This is a genomic window from Rahnella rivi (genome assembly GCF_019049655.1).
GTDB classification, from domain to species: Bacteria; Pseudomonadota; Gammaproteobacteria; order Enterobacterales; family Enterobacteriaceae; genus Rahnella; species Rahnella rivi.
Genome location: NZ_JAFMOX010000046.1, coordinates 1 through 17,896, shown reverse-complemented (window position 1 = coordinate 17,896; position 17,896 = coordinate 1). Strand labels below are relative to the sequence as shown.

Below are 17,896 nucleotides of genomic sequence, written 5' to 3'. Positions count from 1 at the left end.
ATAAGACGCGGCCCTCAGGCACGCGCGCCTTGCAGGCTCACAGGCCCCAGCGGGTAAGGGACGTTGTGCTGTTTCACCCATTCCGTGAAACTCGCGCGCGCGCCGGGGAACCCGATGGCGATCCACGCCTTCATCCCTTTATTACCGCCGTAGATTGGATCCGCCAGATAACCGTGTTTGGTGTCTGACAGCAGTTCGCTGAAAAATTGCGAGGCCACGAGACTCTCTTCGCCCAAATCGGCAAAGCGGATGTCGTTCTTCTGCAACTTCGTCAGCACCTGCTCTTTGTCCTGATCGGAAAGTTCATGGAAGGCTTTCTGATGATTTTGCTGGCACCAGCTGTTCGCCAGGCGAATACCGGTTTTGTAGATTTGCTGTGGACGAAACGGGATCTGATACCCCATCGTGGCCGGTGCGTGGACGTTAAACGGCCCCTGCATGTAGATTTCTTCACCGAAATCGCCATGCATTTGCTGATCAATAAAGATCGGCACATTGGTTTCCAGCGCGCCCGGCGCTTTGCCTTTGCCACCTGCGGGGATCAGACGGTCAGCGGCGGCCATAATGAATTGCCATTCCTCTGCGCTGAAAAACACGGGTTTATAATCGAGTAAATCCGGGGCAGCCATCTCAGCCGCTTCTGCTGCTGACAGCCCTTTCATCATGATGGTGCCGACAGGCAATGCCATCAGCGACCCAAGTAAAAACTTGCGACGGGTAGTTTTCTTTTGAAGGAGCATAGAATTACGACTCTCACATGCCTGATGTTAAGTTTGGGTTGGTATTTATTATTATTTAGGTACAAATTTATAATATCACCGCAACATCAAAAATAAACGACAATTTCCTTACCGATTATGAGGAAACCTTTTTCACATCAATAAAAATGACTTAAAAACACTTAATAACCAATAGTTTAATTTAATTACTCGTTTATCAAAAACCTAAGATAATTAGCATTAAAACCCTGAAATATCTTATGTAATCTCAGACCATGATCGGCGGGAATATAATTTCAGCAGGCAATGTTCTGTTATATTTTGTTGGAATTGGTAGCTAACATTTCTAACATTGAGATTAATTAAGAGAATTAAAGGAAATTAGCTGTCATTACGGTCGTTAGAAAATTCATGATATCAGGCTGATCATTGACCTGCTTTGGTACCCTTTCCCTCTCCCTGCGCGTTCAATTGTAATTATTGTCATCATCAATTTGATTCCCTTTACCCGCGCCACAAATTAGAATGCAAACCGTTATCATTTGTATTTACTTTGTTCGACTTTCTTTCAGGGAATTACTCACATGTCTTACCAGCACGCCCCGCGCGGGGCTCACGGCGGATTCAAAAAATCCGTCATTGCGTTAGCTATGCTACATTGTTCGCCGCTGCTCGCGGTGCAGCCTGCTTCTGAAGATTCCATTACCGTCAATGCACAGGCGGATACTCCGGATACCACCGATTACAGCGCCACGCAGAGTTCCACCGCCAGCAAAAGTGAGACTCCGCTCAGTGAAACTCCGCAGTCAGTCAGCGTCGTCACGCAGTCGATGATCCAGGATTACGACGTCACCTCGCTGAATGACGCGATGAAGTTCGTCAGCGGCGTGGCTCAGGGGAATACGCTGGGCGGCACGGAAGACGGCTTCGTCAAACGCGGATTTGGCGCCAACAGTGACGGCTCAATCCTGATCGACGGCGTGCGCAGTAATCAGGGGCTGGGCTTTGATTCCACCATCGATCACATCGAGGTGCTCAAGGGTTCCGCTTCCCTGCTTTACGGTATTCAAAATCCCGGCGGCGTGATCAACATGATCAGCAAAAAACCGCAGTATGAATGGAATACCCGTGTCAGTGGCCGGACCGGCGGATTTGGCGGCGGTGCAGGCACGCTCGATGTCACCGGCCCGCTGGGGAACGGTTTCGCGTTTCGCATGATCGCTGAACGTCAGTACGAAGATTACTGGCGTAACTTTGGCAGCGATTCGCACACCCTGCTCGCTCCTTCGCTGAGCTGGTTCGGTGAAAAAGCCAGTTTTAACGTCAGTTATCAGGAATACAAATACGACATTCCCTACGATCGCGGAACGGTATTCAGCAACGGTAAACCGCTGGATATCCCTTACAACCGTCGTCTTGACGAACTGGCCAACCACGCGTGGGGCAAAACGAAGCGCCTGAACACCACCTGGGAATATCAGCTGAACGAGGACTGGAAAACCCGTCTGACCTACGCCTGGCAGCAACGCCGCTATGACAGCAATGAAGTCCGCGCCACCGCCGTCAACACCGATACCGGCGCGGTGACGCGTCGTGCGGATGCCAACCGGGGATTCAACCATCAGACCAGCTATACTTCCTGGGACTGGATCGGCAATCAGGAGATCTTCGGCATAATGAACGACCTGCTGATTGGCGTCGATTACGAGAAAAACGAAACCTACAAACAGTATTCTTACCGTGGCAAAACCTTCAGCACCTTCAATATGTATGCGCCGGTTTACGGCGTTGAGCCGATCACCAACAGCAGCACCTATTCCGACAGCAACAGCAATCTTCGGAACACCCTCTACAACAAATCAATTTATCTGAAAGACAGCATTCATCTGACGGATAAATGGATTGGCGTGGTCGGCGGGCGTTATCAGCATTACAACCAGAAACAGACCTCCGGTTTCGTTAATCCAACCCAAAGTCTGGACGATACCGATGATAAATTCCTGCCGCAGGTGGGCGTGGTGTACAAACTGACTGACGATCTGTCGTTCTACGCCAACTACAGCCAGTCGTTTACGCCGTCCACCGATGTGGATGACAACGGTAATGTGGCTTCGCCGGAAAGCGGCACAACCTATGAAGTCGGCACCAAATGGCAGATTTCACCGCGTCTGGACGCGACGCTGGCGGTGTACCGCATCGATGAAGAGGACATGTCGGTGTTCATCAACGGCGTGACGCGTAACATTCCGAAAGCACGTTCGACCGGTGCGGAGCTGGAGATTAACGGGGAAATTGCTAAGGACTGGGATCTGACGGCCAGCTACAGTTATGACAAAACCGAAATCACCGAAGATGACGTGAATTCCGCCAACGTCGGTAACCGCCTGGTGAATGCGCCAACCAACATGGGCAGCCTGTATCTGAGCCACACTCTGCGCTGGTCGCAGGTTCCGGGTGATTTCCGCATCGGTGGCGGTGCGCGTTATATGGGCTCCCGTGCGGGCGATCCGGAAAACAGCTTCACCCTGCCGGATTACACCGTGGCGGATGCGTTTGTCGCCTGGGATAATCAGCTGCTGGGCAAACATACGCAGATCAAATTAAACGTGAATAACCTGTTCGATAAAGAGTATTACTCTTCCAGTGCCGGTAATTTACGCGTTATCGAAGGCGAACCGCGCAATGTGGTGCTTTCGGCGGCAGTGGATTTCTGATCTTTTCACGCAGGCGTCAGCCACACCAGGCGCCTGCGCGTTTTCTCACTTTCCGCTTACGAGACAGACCCCGTGGCCGGTCGCACGTTAAACCAACCGGGGGTATTTTCGATGACGCGCCACAGCTTTTCAGGGATGGCGAGTGGCGCGACGTCCGGGGCAGCAACGTCCAGCGCAATCTGGCTTTGCGCCTCGCCTTTGGCATATTTCACCCAGTCCGGATTCATCACCAGCCCCTGCCCGATTGCCGCGAGGGAAACGCCGGCAGCCAGCGCCTGTTCAGCCTGTTCAGGCGTTCTCATCTGACCCGCGGCGATAAGCGGGATCCGTCCGGCGAGATGATCGCGCACGATAGCAATAATCGCCGGGCCTTGCGGCGCATCAACCGGGCGCGCCTCTAATGCATTGCCCAGCGAGACATGCAGATAACTGATCCCGCTGTCGATCAAACTATCCACCAGTTTCAGTGACTCCCCGATGCGCAGCCCGTCCTCTTCATGTTCATCAAGCGTGATCCGGTAACCCAGCTGGAAAGGTTGCGTGGCATAGCGGGCAATGGTTTCACGCACTTTGGAAACAACGGCCAGCGGGAAGCGCATCCGGTGCGCCAGCGAACCGCCCCAGCGATCGCTGCGCTGATTAAAATGGGGAGAAAAGAAATTCTGCAACAGAAAACCGTGGGCACCATGAAGCTCAACGCCATCAAAACCGGCGACAATGGCGCGACGGGTCGCCTCGCCGAACGCCTCTACAATGTCTTCCACTTCGTGATCCGCCAGTGCACGCGGTACCACCGCAGGCGCAAATGGCCCCGCCTCACCGGCAACGGCGCTTGCGGCCACAATATCGGACACCAGGTCCGGATGGGTTTTCACACCGGCATGGAAAATCTGCAGGATTGCCGGTGCGCCCCCGCTTTTCGCCGCCGCAGCCAGCCGCATTAAACCAGGAATGAAAGTGTCATCATACGCAGCAAACTCACCGGTGAAGCCGATCCCGTTTTGCTGAACATGCGTACAGCCGGTGATCACCAGCCCCACGTCTTTTACCCGCAGGCGGTAATAAGCCTCTTCTTCAGCAGAGACGGTGCCATCATCGTTACCTGCCCAGGTAGTCATCGGCGCCATCACAATACGGTTACGCAGGGTAAGCCCCGGTGCAAAGGGAAATGCTTCAAGCAGAGCGCGTGGTGTCATGAGAGGTTTACCTTAGTCGATAGAAATATGGATATGCACGGCGCCGCGACTCACGGGGCCGTGACGGGTTCAGGGGGCGATCATAATCTCTTTGGTATTAAGTGATTAGAGGGATAAATCTGCATGAGCTTAGAAGGCTATTTTCTTAATCAGAGGGCATTGAGCTGAAACCATCAGCCCAATGGGTTTGCGTGAGGAATATTAAGGACGGTAGCGCAGTGCCTCGAGCACCAGCGCAAAAGCAGGAGAATGCTGGCGACGGCTGGGGTAATAAAGGTGATACGCCGTGCGCGGCGGCGACCAGTTGGCCAATACCTGTATCAGCTGACCGGATTGCAGCGCCGGTTCCACCACATCTTTGGGCAGATAGGCCAGCCCCAGCCCGTCCAGCGCGGCCTGTCGCATCAGCCCGATGCTGCTGAAAGTACATCGCCCGTCAATGCGCACCTTAAGTTCGGTGCCCTGCTTGCTGAATTCCCAGGCATAAAAGCCGCCGTGGGTGGGCAGCCGGAGTTTAATGCAGCTGTGTTCATTCAGATCCCGTGGCGTGACAGGCCGCGTTTTGCCTTCGAAATAAGACGGGGATCCGACCACCGCAAAACTGAAGTTCGGGGCAACGGGCACGGAAATCATGTCCTTATCAACCTGTTCGCCGAGCCGGACACCGGCGTCATAGCGTTCAGCGACGATATCTTTCAGCCCGTATTCACTGATGATTTCAATGTGAATATCCGGATATTCGAGCAGCATTGGCGTCAGTTTCGGCCAGAGAATGGACTCGGCGGCATGTTCAATTGCGGTGATGCGGACCGTGCCAGCGGGTTTTTCGCGCATCCCGCTGATGGCGGCGATCTCGTTTTCGATTTCGTCAAAATGAGGCCCGATGCGGCTGAGCAAACGTTCACCCGCCTCGGTGACCGAGACGCTGCGCGTTGTGCGGGTCAGCAACCGCAGCCCGAGATGGGCTTCCAGCGTTCTGATGGTGTAGCTCAGCGCCGACTGCGAAACCCCGAGCTGTGCCGCCGCTTTGGTAAAGCTTTGCTCACGCGCGACGGCGATAAAAGCCTGATAATCATTCACATTTTTTCGACGCATTCAGATTCCTGTGTAATCAGTCCGTGCAGGGCTTGCGGGCAAGGTTCACTGAACTCAGGGTAGCCTGTCTGCACATCCTTGTGGACTTAAAAATCCTGCCCTTCAGGGAAGGTTTTCAGATGGCGTCATCTGGCTGGCAAGGAACTCCAGTAAGTGCCGCTGAAGGGCACCGGCAGGAACTGAGCGTAGAGATCCTGCATCGTCTGTTGCGGGTCAACGTCTTTGAACAGTTGCGGATACATCGCTTTAGCAAAGACCTCGACATCCACCAGGTGGTACGGGCTGAGGTAGAAATTATGCCAGACGCTGTACGCACGGCCTTCCCGCACCGCTTTCAGCGTGGAGAGCACCGGTTGTTTGTCCATCACCTGACGGAAACTCTGCGCGGCTTCCTCCTGCGTCACCTGCGGCCCGAGCATCAGGTTTGACACTCTTTTGCCTTCCGGCCCCGCCATGCCGGTGGTGATATACACATCCGGATTGGCGACGATCACCGCTTCCGGGTTCAGATCGCCGTAGACGCTTTTGAACGCCCCTTTCGCAATATTATCGCCCCCGGCGAACGCCAGCAGATCTGCCAGATTGCCGTGTGACACCGTGGTGCAGCACGTCTCGCGACGGCCAAGATGCAGTTGCAACATCACCGTGGGTCTTTTTCCGTGATACGCGGCTATTCTTTCCTGCACGCGGTTCATATGTTGCTGATAAAAAGCGATAAACCGCGCTGCTTTTTCCGGGTGATTCAGCACATCGCCCAGCAGTTTCACACTCGGCAGCGTGTTATGCAGTTGATCGACACGCAGATCGACGTAGATCACCGGGATCCCCGCGCGGGTCAGCGATTCCTGCATCAGATCCTGGTTATCCTGCTTTTTGGCGTAGATCGGCAGAATCACCAGATCCGGTTTGAGCGCAATGACCTTTTCTACACTCATCTGGGTGTAGTTGTTCTGCCCCAGCAGCGGGATATTGCCGATTTCAGGAAAGGCTTTCAGATAGATTGCCCAGCTTTGCGCATCCAGCGTCGCCATATCCCCCGGCCACCCCACCACACGCTGCGCCGGGTTGCCGTCCTGCACCAACGCCAGCGTATACAGCATACGGCTTTCCCCCACCACAATCCGCTGCGGGTTATCAGGCACCGTGACCGTACGGTTGGAAATGTCCGTAACGGTTTTAGCCTGCACGCCAGCGGCCATAAGCAGGCACGAAATCAGTAACAAAGGAGAGAACTTACGCATAACACCTCGGGGAGAAACGGAATGCGAGGATGATAATGATTATCGTTAGGTTCCGCAAATAAGGGTTTGACCGTGGGTGCCCCCCGGACTGGCCTTAAGGTCAAGACCGTGGGTTGCCACCCACACCGGACTTAAGGGCTGCGAATGCGTTTTAACGTCAAGACCTTGGGCTCGCCGCCCAAACGGGCCCAAAGGGTTTTAAACGAAACCCTTTGGAATCCTGCGTTTTTTTAACTGCGCGCTGCCGCTCGCGGGCTATGTTTCAGGTGCTCCGGCTATTGCCGCAAAATCCCGCCGCTTCGCGGTACCCTCCGGTCGGGTTACAACCCGCGCAAACAGACGCGCGGTTTTCCACCTCTCCCTCCGGCGTGATTTTTGAGCGCGGCCACTGGCATTTTTAAAGTCGAACGATGCATTTGGTTTTGCTTTATTTTTCTCATCCCACTTCGCAGGGGGAGGAGAAAAACCTCCGTTTTACATAGCCTTTGGCCGCGCTCAAAACGCCGTCGAATGAACGGTGAGAAACCGCGAGGGTGTTTTTCCGAGCGGGTTCGAACCTGAAATGAGAGGACCGCGCAGCGGCGGCGTTTGCGGCAATAGCCGGAGCCGCTGGAATATAGCCCGCGAGCGGCAGCGCGCAGTGAAAGAGCCCGGGATTCTTAAGGGGGGCGGCGATAAGCCCCCCTTAAGGCCGGTGTGGGTGGCAACCCACGGTTTTGACGTTAAAAGGTATTCGCAGGGGCGGCGTGGATGGCAACCCACGGTTTTGACGTTAAAACGCATTCTGCGGGCATTTCCCCCCGTTAACGACTACACTGGTTGCCACTTTCCTCACAGGACGCGTTAAAAATGAAAAGACTGACACAACAAGATATGACGGAAAGCGAACAGCGCGAGCTGAAAACCTTGCTGGACCGGGCTCGTAAAGCACAGGGCCGTGAGTTGACCAATTCTGAAAATAACCGCATTAAAGATGATTACATCGATAAGTTGATGGAAGAGAAGGAAAAGGTCGCGGCTAAAGCGCGTGCGGAAAAACGCCGTAATAAAGCCGTGCCAAGTACCTCTGCAACCTATGACTGGACTGCCCGCACCCATCCGCGTGGCCGTCGTTAAGTATTAACTGATCCTCTGCGTTCTTCACGCAGAGGCGTCAGCCCCGCGCTGCTTTATGTCATTTCACGACGTCAATAATACAAAACCGTGCGTACCGTCTTTTTCCAGTTGCGCCACCAGACCATATTCCCAGTTGAGATAATCCTGCATGGCCTGCGGGCTCACATCCGTCCCTTCGTACGGGCGGCGATAGCGATCCTGTGGATCCTCCAGCCACACCGAATCACCGTGCTCAAGCGGCAGACCGGCATCAATCCAGCCCACCGTTCCTTTCTCCAGCAAAAAAGTATTTTTACCCGTCAGCGCAGCTATTTCTGTGACAGCGTAACGTGCGAGCAGACCGCTGGTGCACGTCACCACCCAGCGCTGTTTCTCAGGCTGTGAAGCGATGATCTGGGGGATGTTGCCGCGTGTGGTCCACACTGCGCCCGGAATGCGGCGGTTGCGAAAATTCGCGCTGGTGGTGAGATCAATCACCCCGGTGTCGCCCTCTGCCAGCCAGTGTTGCACTGTCTGCGCAGTGACCGATTCCACCGCCGGCGCGGGGGCAACGCTGGCCTTCCAGTCACCTTGCCCGGTGAAGTCTTCCGCGCTAACGTCCGCAACGTATACTTCCCAGTTCATCTGCGCCAGCCAGGATGCGGCCAGGGTGGCGCGCACGCCGTCGTCATCGGCCAGCACTACCCGCGCACCGCGCACGCTGGCGTAATGATCGGTTTCCTGAATCAGCTGACCGCCCGCAACATGTCGCGCACCCGGTAAATGACCGGCGCGAAACTCCTCTGCCGTGCGGACATCAAAAAGGTATAACGTGCGGGAATCGTCCTGCTGCCAGTCGCGAATTTGTGACAACGTCACCACGCGAACGCCCGCACGAATTCCCAGAGCCTGCGCACCTTCCAGCGCCGCCTGGCGTGACTTCTCACTGAGCGGCGGAAACTGCGCCTGTTGCTGATGCGCCAGTGTCTGGCCCGCCAGCGTCCAGCCAATGGTGCCGTTGCGTAAAGCCGCTACCGGCTGACTGAAACCGGCATTGATCAGCGATTGTGTACTGATAATGCTGCGGGTTCGACCTGCGCAGTTAACAATAATCTGCGTACTGGCGTCAGGTACGACATCACGCAAGCGCAGCACAAGCTCCCCTCCCGGTACGCTGACGCCGCCGGGAATGCTCATGGTCTGAAATTCATCAAAACGACGCACATCCAGCACCGCGATATTCGCGCCCTGCTGTTGCAGTGCCAGCACCTGTTCTGCACTCAGTGAAGGCGTCTGGTAATGATGTTCCACCCATTCACCAAACGCTTTGCCCGGCGCATTCACATCAATAAAAATTTCCCCGCCGGCCTCTTTCCAGCCAGCCAGGTCGCCCGCCAGCACGGCGACATCCTGATACCCCAGCGCGCGCAGCAACGCCGCCGCCCGCGTGATTTTGCGCTCGCCGCGCGCGGCGTCATAGAACTCGCCGTTGTCATACAGCGTCACCGCCGTTTTACGCTGCGGAATGCGATCCAGCACTTCCAGCTCCAGTTTTGACAGTGCCAGATTGACCGCAAACAACGGATGGCCGGTAGCAAACGCGGCTTCTTCACGAACATCAACCAGCGCGACTTCCTGCCCGGCGATGAACGCCTGTCGCAGCCACGAAAAATGACGCAGCGGTAAGGTTTGAGCATCAGACATACGGATTCTCTTTTGACAGATCCCAGACATTGGGCAGGAGTGAGTTGGAATAGCCGGAAATAAAGGTTTTCTCGCTGCCGTCGGGCAAGTAAACCGCCCGTGACACTGCGCCGATATTGCCGCCATAAACGTGAATACTGACCGAAACGCGATCGGCGTAAAGATTGCTGACCTGATGAATATCCAGCACATCCGGCGCGATTGTCTCTACATCGCCCGGATGCAGTGTCACGGCGGGTCCTTCGGGTTGCAGGGTGCCGTCGCGGTGGCGCACATAATTCTGGCTGGTTTCTCCCCCGCGCAGCATCCCGATCAGCCCCCAGACGCGGTGGTCATGCACCGGCGTGGTTTGCCCTGGTCCCCAGACAAAACTGACCACGGAAAATCGCGACAGCGGATCGGCATACAGCAAATATTGCTGATAGTGTTCGGCATGTGGCTCAGCAAAGGCTTCCGGCAGCCAGTTATCCTGGCCGATCAGTGTCGCCAGCAGTGTGCTGCCCTGCGCCAGTACCTCGGTCTGACCATGCGGTTCCTGAATCAGCCGCGTGAAGTCGGCCAGAAACTGGCGCAGTGGCGCGGTATGTAAAGCGGTCATCGCCTTCCCCTTTTGATCAACATTCAGGACAGGCTAGCACTGGTCAAACTCAACCAAAATTCATTTTATGGATAAGCTAATATGCATTTAACACATAAAAATGTGCGGTGCGATCCAGCGTCCTACTTCAAATTGTTTTATGCTGCGCGAACTGATGTTGATTCTCTGACGGATACCGGATGCCATGAAAATTGAAGATTTAACCGCGTTTGTTGCGGTCATTCGCCTGCAATCGACGCGTCTGGCCGCCGATGAGCTGGGGCTCACGCAACCGGCCATTACCCGCCGCGTACAGAATTTCGAAGAATCACTGGGCATCCCGTTGCTGAACCGGCAAACCAAACCGCTGAAACCGACGCTGATGGGTAAACGTGTTTATCAGCAATGCCGCCATATTTTGCGCGAAGTGGATGCGCTCAGCGATCTGGTGGCTGCCGACAGCCCGCCGTCCGGCCTGCTGCGTCTGGCGGTTCCGCAAAGCCTGAGCGAAAGCAGCCTGCTGCCCGCGCTTAAGATGCTTTCCAGCCAGTTTCCGGAAATTCAACCGCGGTTATCCAGCGGCTGGGGCGAAGAATTATTGCTGCGCGTACAGCGTCAGGAGCTTGAGGCGGCGGTGGTGCTGTTTCCCGCCAGTAAACAATTTCCGGCAGGCATTGAGAATCAGCCTCTCGGCGCCGTAGATCTGGTGGTGGTCGGACCGAAAGCCACGGCAGCGTTGCCGCAGCGGCTGGAGGAGTGTTATCAGCACGGGTGGATCCTCAATCCGGAAGGCTGTGGTTTTCGCGCGGCGCTGCAACGGGCATTAATCGAACAGGGTTTGCCACTGTTGATCAATCTCGAAGCCTTTGGCGTCACGCTGCAACTCTCCCTCATCGCCGAAGGCCGCGGCCTCGGCCTGATGCCGCGCGCACTGGTGGAACATCACCCCCTGCGCCCTGAGCTGGCGCTGTATGCCCTGAAAGATTTCGCCCCGCGAAGCCAGTTATGGCTGGTCTATCCCAATGTCCCTGCCAGCCAGATCCCCGCCATTGATGCCTTCGCCGCCGCCATCGCGCACGGCCTGGATTTACCGGTTCAGACGGGGATAGAGTATTAGATTCTCGTGGGCGAGGGATTCCGCGGATGCGTTTTAACGTTAAGACCGTGGGTTGCCACCCACACTGGCCTAAGGGTTCTGCGAAAGCATTTTAACGTCAAAACCGTGGGTTGCCACCCACACCGGCCTTAAGGTCAACACCGTGGGTTGCCACCCACACCGGCCTTAAGGTCAAGACCTTGGGCTCGCCGCCCAAACGGGCCCAAAGGGTTTTAAACGAAACCCTTTGGAATCCTGCGTTTTTTAACTGCGCGCTGCCGCTCGCGGGCTATGTTCCAGGTGCTCCGGCTATTGCCGCAAAATCCCGCCGCTCCGCGGTGCCCTCCGGTCGGGTTACAACCCGCGCAAAAACATGCGCGGTTTTCCACCACTCCCTCCAGCGTGATTTTTGAGTGCGGCCAATGGCTATGTCATTCAAAAGATCATTAAGACTTAAGTTTTGAATTAAAAAGTCGAAAACGGTGCCTCTCCCTCCAGCGTGATTTTTGAGTGCGGCCAATGACTATGTCATTCAAAAGATTATTGAGACTTAATTTTTTGATTTATAGAGTCAAAAAGGGTGAGGTTGCGCTTTAAAAAGCCTCTGGCCGCGCTCAAAACGACGTCGAATGAACGGTGAGAAACCGCGAGGGTGTTTTCCGAGCGGGTCCGAACCTGAAATGAGAGGACCGCGCAGCGGCGGCGTTTGCGGCAATAGCCGGAGCCGCTGGAATATAGCCTGCCAGCGGCAGCGCGTTGTAAAAGAGCCCGGGATTCTTAAGGGGGGCGGCGATAAGCCCCCCTTAAGGCCCGTTTGGGCGGCGAGCCCAAGGTCTTGACGTTAAAACGCATTCGCAGGACCCGTGTGGGTGGCAACCCACCGCCCCAACCTTAATGCGCATTTTTCATATTAACTTATCCACATAATGAATTTCTAACATAGTAAAAACCCGTTTATGGTGATAACTCCTGCCAGCGCAGTCTTGGTTCGCTGGCCTCTGACCTGAGGAGTGACAGCTCATGAGCGTGCAATTTATTGGTATGATCGGCCATCGACTGGCGTCTGAAATCATTCCGCCAACTGGCCCGATTTTTGATAAAAAATACATCGCCGATTTCGCCAAAGCCCACGAAAACGCCGGTTTCGACCGCATTCTGGTGGCCTATGCCTCCGACCAGCCGGATGCCTTTCTGGTCACCGCGCATGCTGGCGCAAACACGTCCCGTATTCATTTCCTGCTGGCCCATCGCCCCGGCTTTGTTGCCCCGACGCTGGCGGCACGTAAACTCGCCACGCTCGATCACTTGCTGGATGGCCGCGTGGCAGTGCATATCATCAGCGGCGGCAGCGATGCAGAACAGCGTCGCGACGGAGATTTCGTGCCAAAGTCAGGCCGCTATCAGCGCACGGATGAATACATTGATGTTCTGAAAAAAAGCTGGTACTCGGAAAAAAATTTCGACCATCAGGGCGAGTTTTATCAGGCGGAGAAAGCCTTCTCAGCCATCAGACCCTCTCAGCAACGGTTGCCTGTGTTCTTCGGTGGGTCGTCTGAAGATGCCATCCGTGTTGCCGGTAAACATGCCGATGTCTTCGCGCTGTGGGGCGAACCGCTGGCAAGCGCGGCAGAAACCGTGGCCGCGGTGAAGGCCTCGGCCGCACAGCATCAGCGTGACATCGACTTCAGCATCTCATTCCGCCCGATCCTCGGTAAAACGGAAGAAGAAGCCTGGGCAAAGGCCGACGAGATCCTGGCGAAAGCCACTGCACAACGTGCTACCAGCGGCCAGACTCTGGCAGCAAAACCACAGAGCGTCGGGGCTCAGCGGTTACTGAATGCCGTGGCGCAAGGCGATCGTCTCGACAGCTGCCTGTGGACCGGTATTGCCGGGCTCATCGGCGGGGGATCGAACTCTACTGCGCTGGTCGGTACGCCTGAACAGGTGTCTGACGCGCTGCTGAAATATTATGACCTGGGCATCACCACTTTCCTGATCCGCGGTTTTGACCCGCTCAATGATGCCGTTGAATACGGCAAATCCCTGATCCCGCTGACGAAGCAGAAAATCGCTGCACGTCAGGCCGCTCACCACCCTGCCCGTGCCAGCCTGGTCTGAGGAATTGCAATGCGAGTAACTGTAAAAAATCTGCTGTTGATGGTGTCTCTTATCACCAGCACGTCTGCGTCATTCGCCGACTCCGTCACCCTGCGCGTGGCCGATCAGAAAGGGAATATGCGTGCCCAGCTGGAAGCGGCGGGCAAACTGGATAATCTGCCCTACAAAATTGAATGGTCGGAGTTCCCGGCTGCGGCTCCGCTGGCAGAAGCGCTCAACGCGCAGGCCGTGGATGTCGGGATTATCGGCGATGCGCCTCTGCTGTTTGCCGAAGCGGCGGGTGCGCAGGTGAAAGCCATTGCGGTGGATAAATCTGATGCTTACGGCACGGCGCTGCTGGTCAGACCCGACAGCCCGATCAAAACGGCTGCCGATCTGAAAGGCAAAAGTATCGCCACCAACCGGGGATCTATCGGCCATTTTGTGGCGCTGAAAGCACTGGCCTCTGCCGGGCTGAGTGCCAAAGATGTCACCTTCCGCTTCCTGCCACCCAGCGATGCCAAACTCGCGCTGACGCAAGGTTCGGTGGATGTCTGGGCGACGTGGGAACCTTACACGGCATTCGCCGAAACGCAGGATCATCTGCGCGTGCTGATTAATGGCCGGGGGTTGTGGTCAGGGAACAGTTTCCTCGCCGCCACGGAGACGGCGCTGAAAGATCAGGGTAAACGCCAGGCGATTGCTGATTATCTGCAACGGCTGAGCGATGCGCAGATCTGGGCGTATAAAAATCTGGATGCGTACAGTGAAAAACTGGCGAAGATTATCGGCTTCCCGCTGGATGCGGCGAAACTCTCTTTTGAGCGCCGCAAGTCCTACTGGCAGCAGATCGATGCGGCAACTGAGACGCAGCAACAGCAAACCGCTGATTTTTATCATGCTCAGGGATTGCTGCCGGTGGCGCTCAATGTCAGTGGCACCTTTGATCACAGTTTCCTGCTGAAACCATCCCTTTAGCGCTGTGGGCACCGGGAGTTTGCCGGTGCCCACTGCACTGCGCGCTTATTCTTCAGACCTTTCGACCAGCTGGCTGAACAGCCATTCCTCGAACACCTGCATCGCGGCAGACATGCGTTTCGATTTAAGCCGGGTCAGCCAGTAACTGCCAAGCGTAATTTCAGTGGCAAACGGACGAACCAGACATCCGGCCTCCATTTCGCGGGTAAACATCGACACGGGAACCAGCGCCACGCCTTCCCCCTGCATCGCCGCTTCGGCCATCAGCCGCGAAGAATCAAACACCGCCCCGGCAGCACGCCAGGGGTCAAGACCGGCGGCGATCATCCATTGTTCCCATTCGTCCGGCCTGTACGAACGCAATAGTATTTCTTTGGTCAGCGCATCCGGTGTCGAAAGTCTGCGGGCAATGTCCGCAGAACATAACACCGTGTGCGGCGCGTCAAACAACAGCCGGTTTTCCGTCGCCGCCCAGTTGCCGGTTCCAAAACGGATCGCGTAATCCAGCCCTTCGGACGCCAGATTAACCACGTTATTGTTGGTCAGAATTTTGAGTTCAATAAAAGGATGCTGTTCCCGGAAGGCTTTCAGCCGTGGCAATAACCAGCCTACGGCAAAGGTACCCACCACCGCGATAGTCAGCACTTCATGAAAATACCCGCCCTCAAAGCGCTTGAGCACGGTTTGAATCTGGCTGAACGCTTCAGATAACACCGGCAATAACACCAGCGCTTCATCGGTCAGTTCCAGCCCGCGTGGCAACCGTTTGAACAAGGCCGTGCCCAGCTGATCTTCCAGCAAACGAACCTGCTGGCTGACCGCCGCCTGCGTGACGCTCAGTTCAAGTGCGGCACGGGTAAAGTTGAGATGTCTGGCCGAGGCTTCAAAAGCACGCAACGCATTGAGAGGCAGCGAGGTCCGCATAATGACTTATCCATAAGTTTTTCTTTATCCTGCGCGAAATTATTCTCGCTTGTCAATCCTGCACCAAACAAGGATATTGCCGGCTTCAACACCAACACCGATAAGGATTTCTATGTTCATGAATACATTTCGTCAGAAAGCGTGCCTCACCTTGGCGCTGATGCCTTTGTTATTTTCCAGTGCACCGCTGTGGGCTCAGACGCCCGCACAGGCAAAAGCCGTGCAACAAAAACTCGCTGAACTGGAAAAAAGCACCGGCGGGCGATTAGGCGTGGCGATGATCGACACGGCCAGTAACACGCAGACGCTTTACCGCGCGGATGAGCTTTTCGCCATGTGCAGCACCAGCAAAGTGATGGCAGCATCAGGGATTCTGAAAGCCAGCGAAACGGATAAAAACCTGCTGAATAAGCACGTGGATATCAAAAAGTCCGATCTGGTGAACTACAACCCGATCACTGAAAAGCACCTCGATACCGGCATGACGCTGGGTGAACTGGGTGCGGCGGCGATTCAGTACAGCGACAACGTGGCGATGAATAAACTTATCGCGCAGCTCGGCGGCCCGGCAAAAGTGACGCAGTTTGCACGTTCCCTCGGCGATGAGACTTTCCGCCTCGACCGTACGGAGCCAAGCCTCAACACGGCGATCCCCGGCGACAAACGTGATACCACCTCCCCGCTGGCGATGGCTGAAAGTCTGCGTAAACTGACGCTGGGCAATGCGTTGGCTGAACCGCAGCGCGCGCAGCTTGTGGAATGGTTAAAAGGTAACACCACCGGCGCAGCCAGCATCCGCGCAGGACTTCCGGCAACGTGGCAGGTCGGCGACAAGACCGGCAGCGGCGATTACGGCACCACCAATGACATTGCGGTGATCTGGCCTGATAACCATGCGCCGCTCATTCTGGTCACCTATTTCACCCAACCGCAGCAGGATGCCAAAGCACGTAAAGATGTGCTGGCGGCGGCCGCCAAAATCGTGACGGAAAACCTGTAATCTTCCCCGCTCATGGCCTGAGAACGTCATGAGCGGTGTTCCTGCTACCGTATTCAGCTTTGTTTTCCGTGCGTTGCGCAAACTGTGAACTTCCGCCCTGTGTCAAATGGCCGAACGTGGTTAATAGATGAGGTCGCCCGATATCAGGCTTAGCTAACAGGATGCAGCATGGAAAATTACGCCAACAAAAGCGGTGATTCACAGGTTGTCAGCTTCCAGATAGATGCCAACTCGATCAAAGTCCGTTTCAAAAATAATCACGTGTATCTTTACGATATCCGTCACCCCGGCCCCGAGCATCTTGAAAAGATGAAAGAATTAGCGCGCGCCGGATGGGGTTTAAATACCTATATTGAAAGCGAAGTAAAAACGGATTTTTCTTCCAAAGTGTTCTGAATAAATATCCTGAGATGTCAGAAATAAAAAAGCTCCTCCGTGAAAACAGAGGAGCTTTTGATATTTACCGCACTACATTATTTCGCGGCTTCGAGATAGGATGAAACACTGACAGAGTACATAAAGCCTGTTTGCTGATCTGCTGCTGATAGTTCGCTATGCGTTGCGGCAAACGTACTCATCGCTTCAACCAACTGCTGTACCTGGGCTGCATCAATTTCATAGCCATCATGCGTATGAATGATTTTATTTTGGCTGTCAGCATTGGAATACCAGTTCATCACTTCAACGGAATCCTGAGATCCTGATTCGGTAATAAGCAGATTACTGTTACTTTTCGAGAACCACAGGTCGGTGAGATTGAGATCGCTGAATTCAATAATATCTTTGCCTTCAAGCTTACCTGCGTAATCAGTGACCCTGTCATTACCGTGTCCGTTAGCGAACAGATAGGTGTCCTGTCCCGCTCCGCCGTTCAGCACGTCATTACCCGCGCCGCCGTTCAGAATGTCATCTCCGGAACCGCCACTCAGCGTATCATTACCGCCGCCACCGTTCATCAGGTCGACGCCGTACCAGCCAGTAATATTATTACCAACGTCCGTTCCGTTGTACGTTATCCCCGACCTCGCCAGATCCGACTCCGTCAGCGTCGCATCGTCGAAGACAAAGCTGAACTGGCGGTAAATCCCTCCGGGTTGATCAGTACCAGCAAAGTAGTTACTGACCGTCACGCTGTCATCGCTTCCGTAGGCCTTTATAACCAGACTGCGACCATCGCGACTGAACAGCGCTGAACCAGCGTTAGCCCCGGTAAAGCGTAGGATATCGCCGTGTTCACCCGCACCGGTGTTGTCATACACGTAATCATTACCGTGGCCTGCAGTAAACTGGTAGGTGTCCTCACCGCTGTTGCCATTAAGTGAGTCATTGCCCACACCGCCGTTCAGCACGTCATTTCCGCCCCCTCCCTGCAGCGTGTCGTTACCGCCTGCGCCGTACATAAGATCAGCGGCATACCAGCCCGAGGCATTGTTACCAGCGTCCGTTCCGTTGTACGTCAT

14 protein-coding genes and 1 pseudogene are annotated in these 17,896 nt (G+C 55.1%); 7 read left to right on the top strand and 8 right to left on the bottom strand.

Translation table 11 applies throughout. From position 1 onward, the window contains the following. Nucleotides 1-14: 14 nt before the first annotated feature. Nucleotides 15-740, bottom strand: a complete 726-nt coding sequence (locus tag J1779_RS03580) for a gluconate 2-dehydrogenase subunit 3 family protein (RefSeq protein WP_136377543.1) — start codon at nt 738-740, stop codon at nt 15-17. Nucleotides 741-1,369: 629 nt separating this feature from the next. Here J1779_RS03580 and J1779_RS03575 point away from each other — a divergent pair. After that, nucleotides 1,370-3,433 carry a TonB-dependent siderophore receptor gene (locus J1779_RS03575; RefSeq protein WP_217202925.1) on the top strand — a complete coding sequence of 688 codons (2,064 nt, stop codon included), beginning with the start codon at nt 1,370-1,372 and terminating at the stop codon, nt 3,431-3,433. 56 nt (nt 3,434-3,489) lie between these two features. Here J1779_RS03575 and J1779_RS03570 read toward each other — a convergent pair whose 3' ends face one another. From J1779_RS03570 to J1779_RS03560, 3 genes are all read right to left on the bottom strand, one after another. Beyond that, nucleotides 3,490-4,629, bottom strand: a complete 1,140-nt coding sequence (locus J1779_RS03570; RefSeq protein WP_217202894.1) for an NADH-dependent flavin oxidoreductase — start codon at nt 4,627-4,629, stop codon at nt 3,490-3,492. A 201-nt stretch (nt 4,630-4,830) separates the two neighbouring features. After that, nucleotides 4,831-5,724 (bottom strand): LysR family transcriptional regulator, encoded by an 894-nt coding sequence (locus J1779_RS03565; RefSeq protein WP_217202893.1) that lies wholly within the window; start codon nt 5,722-5,724, stop codon nt 4,831-4,833. 125 nt (nt 5,725-5,849) lie between these two features. After that, entirely contained in the window at nt 5,850-6,965 is a 1,116-nt protein-coding gene (locus tag J1779_RS03560) for an ABC transporter substrate-binding protein (RefSeq protein ID WP_217202892.1), read from the bottom strand. 849 nt (nt 6,966-7,814) lie between these two features. Between J1779_RS03560 and J1779_RS03555 the strand changes: the two genes are divergently transcribed. Next, entirely contained in the window at nt 7,815-8,081 is a 267-nt protein-coding gene (locus J1779_RS03555) for a YjbD family protein (RefSeq protein WP_056779328.1), read from the top strand. A gap of 63 nt (nt 8,082-8,144) precedes the next feature. Here the strand turns inward: J1779_RS03555 and J1779_RS03550 are convergent, their stop codons facing one another. After that, a complete protein-coding gene (locus tag J1779_RS03550) occupies nt 8,145-9,764 on the bottom strand; it encodes a rhodanese-like domain-containing protein (RefSeq protein ID WP_217202891.1) in 1,620 nt (539 codons plus the stop codon). Then, entirely contained in the window at nt 9,757-10,362 is a 606-nt protein-coding gene (locus J1779_RS03545; protein ID WP_217202890.1) for a cysteine dioxygenase family protein, read from the bottom strand. Before J1779_RS03545 ends, J1779_RS03550 begins: the two co-directional genes overlap by 8 nt. 184 nt (nt 10,363-10,546) lie before the next feature. On the opposite strand from J1779_RS03545, the gene J1779_RS03540 reads away from it, so the two are divergent. The 3 genes from J1779_RS03540 (at nt 10,547) to J1779_RS03530 (ending at nt 14,512) form a co-directional block, all read left to right on the top strand. After that, nucleotides 10,547-11,458 carry a LysR family transcriptional regulator gene (locus J1779_RS03540; protein ID WP_217202889.1) on the top strand — a complete coding sequence of 304 codons (912 nt, stop codon included), beginning with the start codon at nt 10,547-10,549 and terminating at the stop codon, nt 11,456-11,458. Nucleotides 11,459-12,457: 999 nt separating this feature from the next. Continuing rightward, on the top strand, nt 12,458-13,555 hold the full coding sequence (locus J1779_RS03535) for an LLM class flavin-dependent oxidoreductase (RefSeq protein WP_217202888.1): 1,098 nt from the start codon (nt 12,458-12,460) through the stop codon (nt 13,553-13,555). 9 nt (nt 13,556-13,564) lie between these two features. Next, complete coding sequence (locus tag J1779_RS03530) at nt 13,565-14,512, top strand: ABC transporter substrate-binding protein (RefSeq protein WP_217202887.1); 948 nt, start codon at nt 13,565-13,567, stop codon at nt 14,510-14,512. A 45-nt stretch (nt 14,513-14,557) separates the two neighbouring features. On the opposite strand, the gene J1779_RS03525 is transcribed toward J1779_RS03530, so the two are convergent. Beyond that, nucleotides 14,558-15,436 carry a LysR family transcriptional regulator gene (locus J1779_RS03525; protein ID WP_217202886.1) on the bottom strand — a complete coding sequence of 293 codons (879 nt, stop codon included), beginning with the start codon at nt 15,434-15,436 and terminating at the stop codon, nt 14,558-14,560. Nucleotides 15,437-15,548: 112 nt separating this feature from the next. Here J1779_RS03525 and bla point away from each other — a divergent pair, with 112 nt between their 5' ends. Together bla and J1779_RS03515 are read left to right on the top strand one after the other, a co-directional pair. Next, entirely contained in the window at nt 15,549-16,436 is an 888-nt protein-coding gene (bla, locus tag J1779_RS03520) for a class A beta-lactamase (RefSeq protein ID WP_217202885.1), read from the top strand. 168 nt (nt 16,437-16,604) lie between these two features. Then, nucleotides 16,605-16,832 carry a hypothetical protein gene (locus tag J1779_RS03515; RefSeq protein ID WP_015697366.1) on the top strand — a complete coding sequence of 76 codons (228 nt, stop codon included), beginning with the start codon at nt 16,605-16,607 and terminating at the stop codon, nt 16,830-16,832. 77 nt (nt 16,833-16,909) lie between these two features. Here J1779_RS03515 and J1779_RS25615 read toward each other — a convergent pair. Beyond that, nucleotides 16,910-17,896 (bottom strand): annotated as a pseudogene (locus J1779_RS25615) (calcium-binding protein); the annotation flags it as partial.

Excerpts from the sequence above, each read along its gene's own strand:
- J1779_RS03550 (WP_217202891.1), bottom strand. The coding sequence starts at position 9,764 with ATGTCTGATGCTCAAACCTTACCGCTGCGTCATTTTTCGTGGCTGCGA.
- J1779_RS03575 (WP_217202925.1), top strand. The coding sequence starts at position 1,370 with ATGCTACATTGTTCGCCGCTGCTCGCGGTGCAGCCTGCTTCTGAAGAT.
- J1779_RS03560 (WP_217202892.1), bottom strand. The coding sequence starts at position 6,965 with ATGCGTAAGTTCTCTCCTTTGTTACTGATTTCGTGCCTGCTTATGGCC.
- J1779_RS03535 (WP_217202888.1), top strand. The coding sequence starts at position 12,458 with ATGAGCGTGCAATTTATTGGTATGATCGGCCATCGACTGGCGTCTGAA.
- J1779_RS03555 (WP_056779328.1), top strand. The coding sequence starts at position 7,815 with ATGAAAAGACTGACACAACAAGATATGACGGAAAGCGAACAGCGCGAG.
- J1779_RS03525 (WP_217202886.1), bottom strand. The coding sequence starts at position 15,436 with ATGCGGACCTCGCTGCCTCTCAATGCGTTGCGTGCTTTTGAAGCCTCG.
- J1779_RS03580 (WP_136377543.1), bottom strand. The coding sequence starts at position 740 with ATGCTCCTTCAAAAGAAAACTACCCGTCGCAAGTTTTTACTTGGGTCG.
- J1779_RS03515 (WP_015697366.1), top strand. The coding sequence starts at position 16,605 with ATGGAAAATTACGCCAACAAAAGCGGTGATTCACAGGTTGTCAGCTTC.
- J1779_RS03565 (WP_217202893.1), bottom strand. The coding sequence starts at position 5,724 with ATGCGTCGAAAAAATGTGAATGATTATCAGGCTTTTATCGCCGTCGCG.
- J1779_RS03540 (WP_217202889.1), top strand. The coding sequence starts at position 10,547 with ATGAAAATTGAAGATTTAACCGCGTTTGTTGCGGTCATTCGCCTGCAA.
- J1779_RS03545 (WP_217202890.1), bottom strand. The coding sequence starts at position 10,362 with ATGACCGCTTTACATACCGCGCCACTGCGCCAGTTTCTGGCCGACTTC.
- J1779_RS03570 (WP_217202894.1), bottom strand. The coding sequence starts at position 4,629 with ATGACACCACGCGCTCTGCTTGAAGCATTTCCCTTTGCACCGGGGCTT.
- J1779_RS03530 (WP_217202887.1), top strand. The coding sequence starts at position 13,565 with ATGCGAGTAACTGTAAAAAATCTGCTGTTGATGGTGTCTCTTATCACC.
- bla (WP_217202885.1), top strand. The coding sequence starts at position 15,549 with ATGTTCATGAATACATTTCGTCAGAAAGCGTGCCTCACCTTGGCGCTG.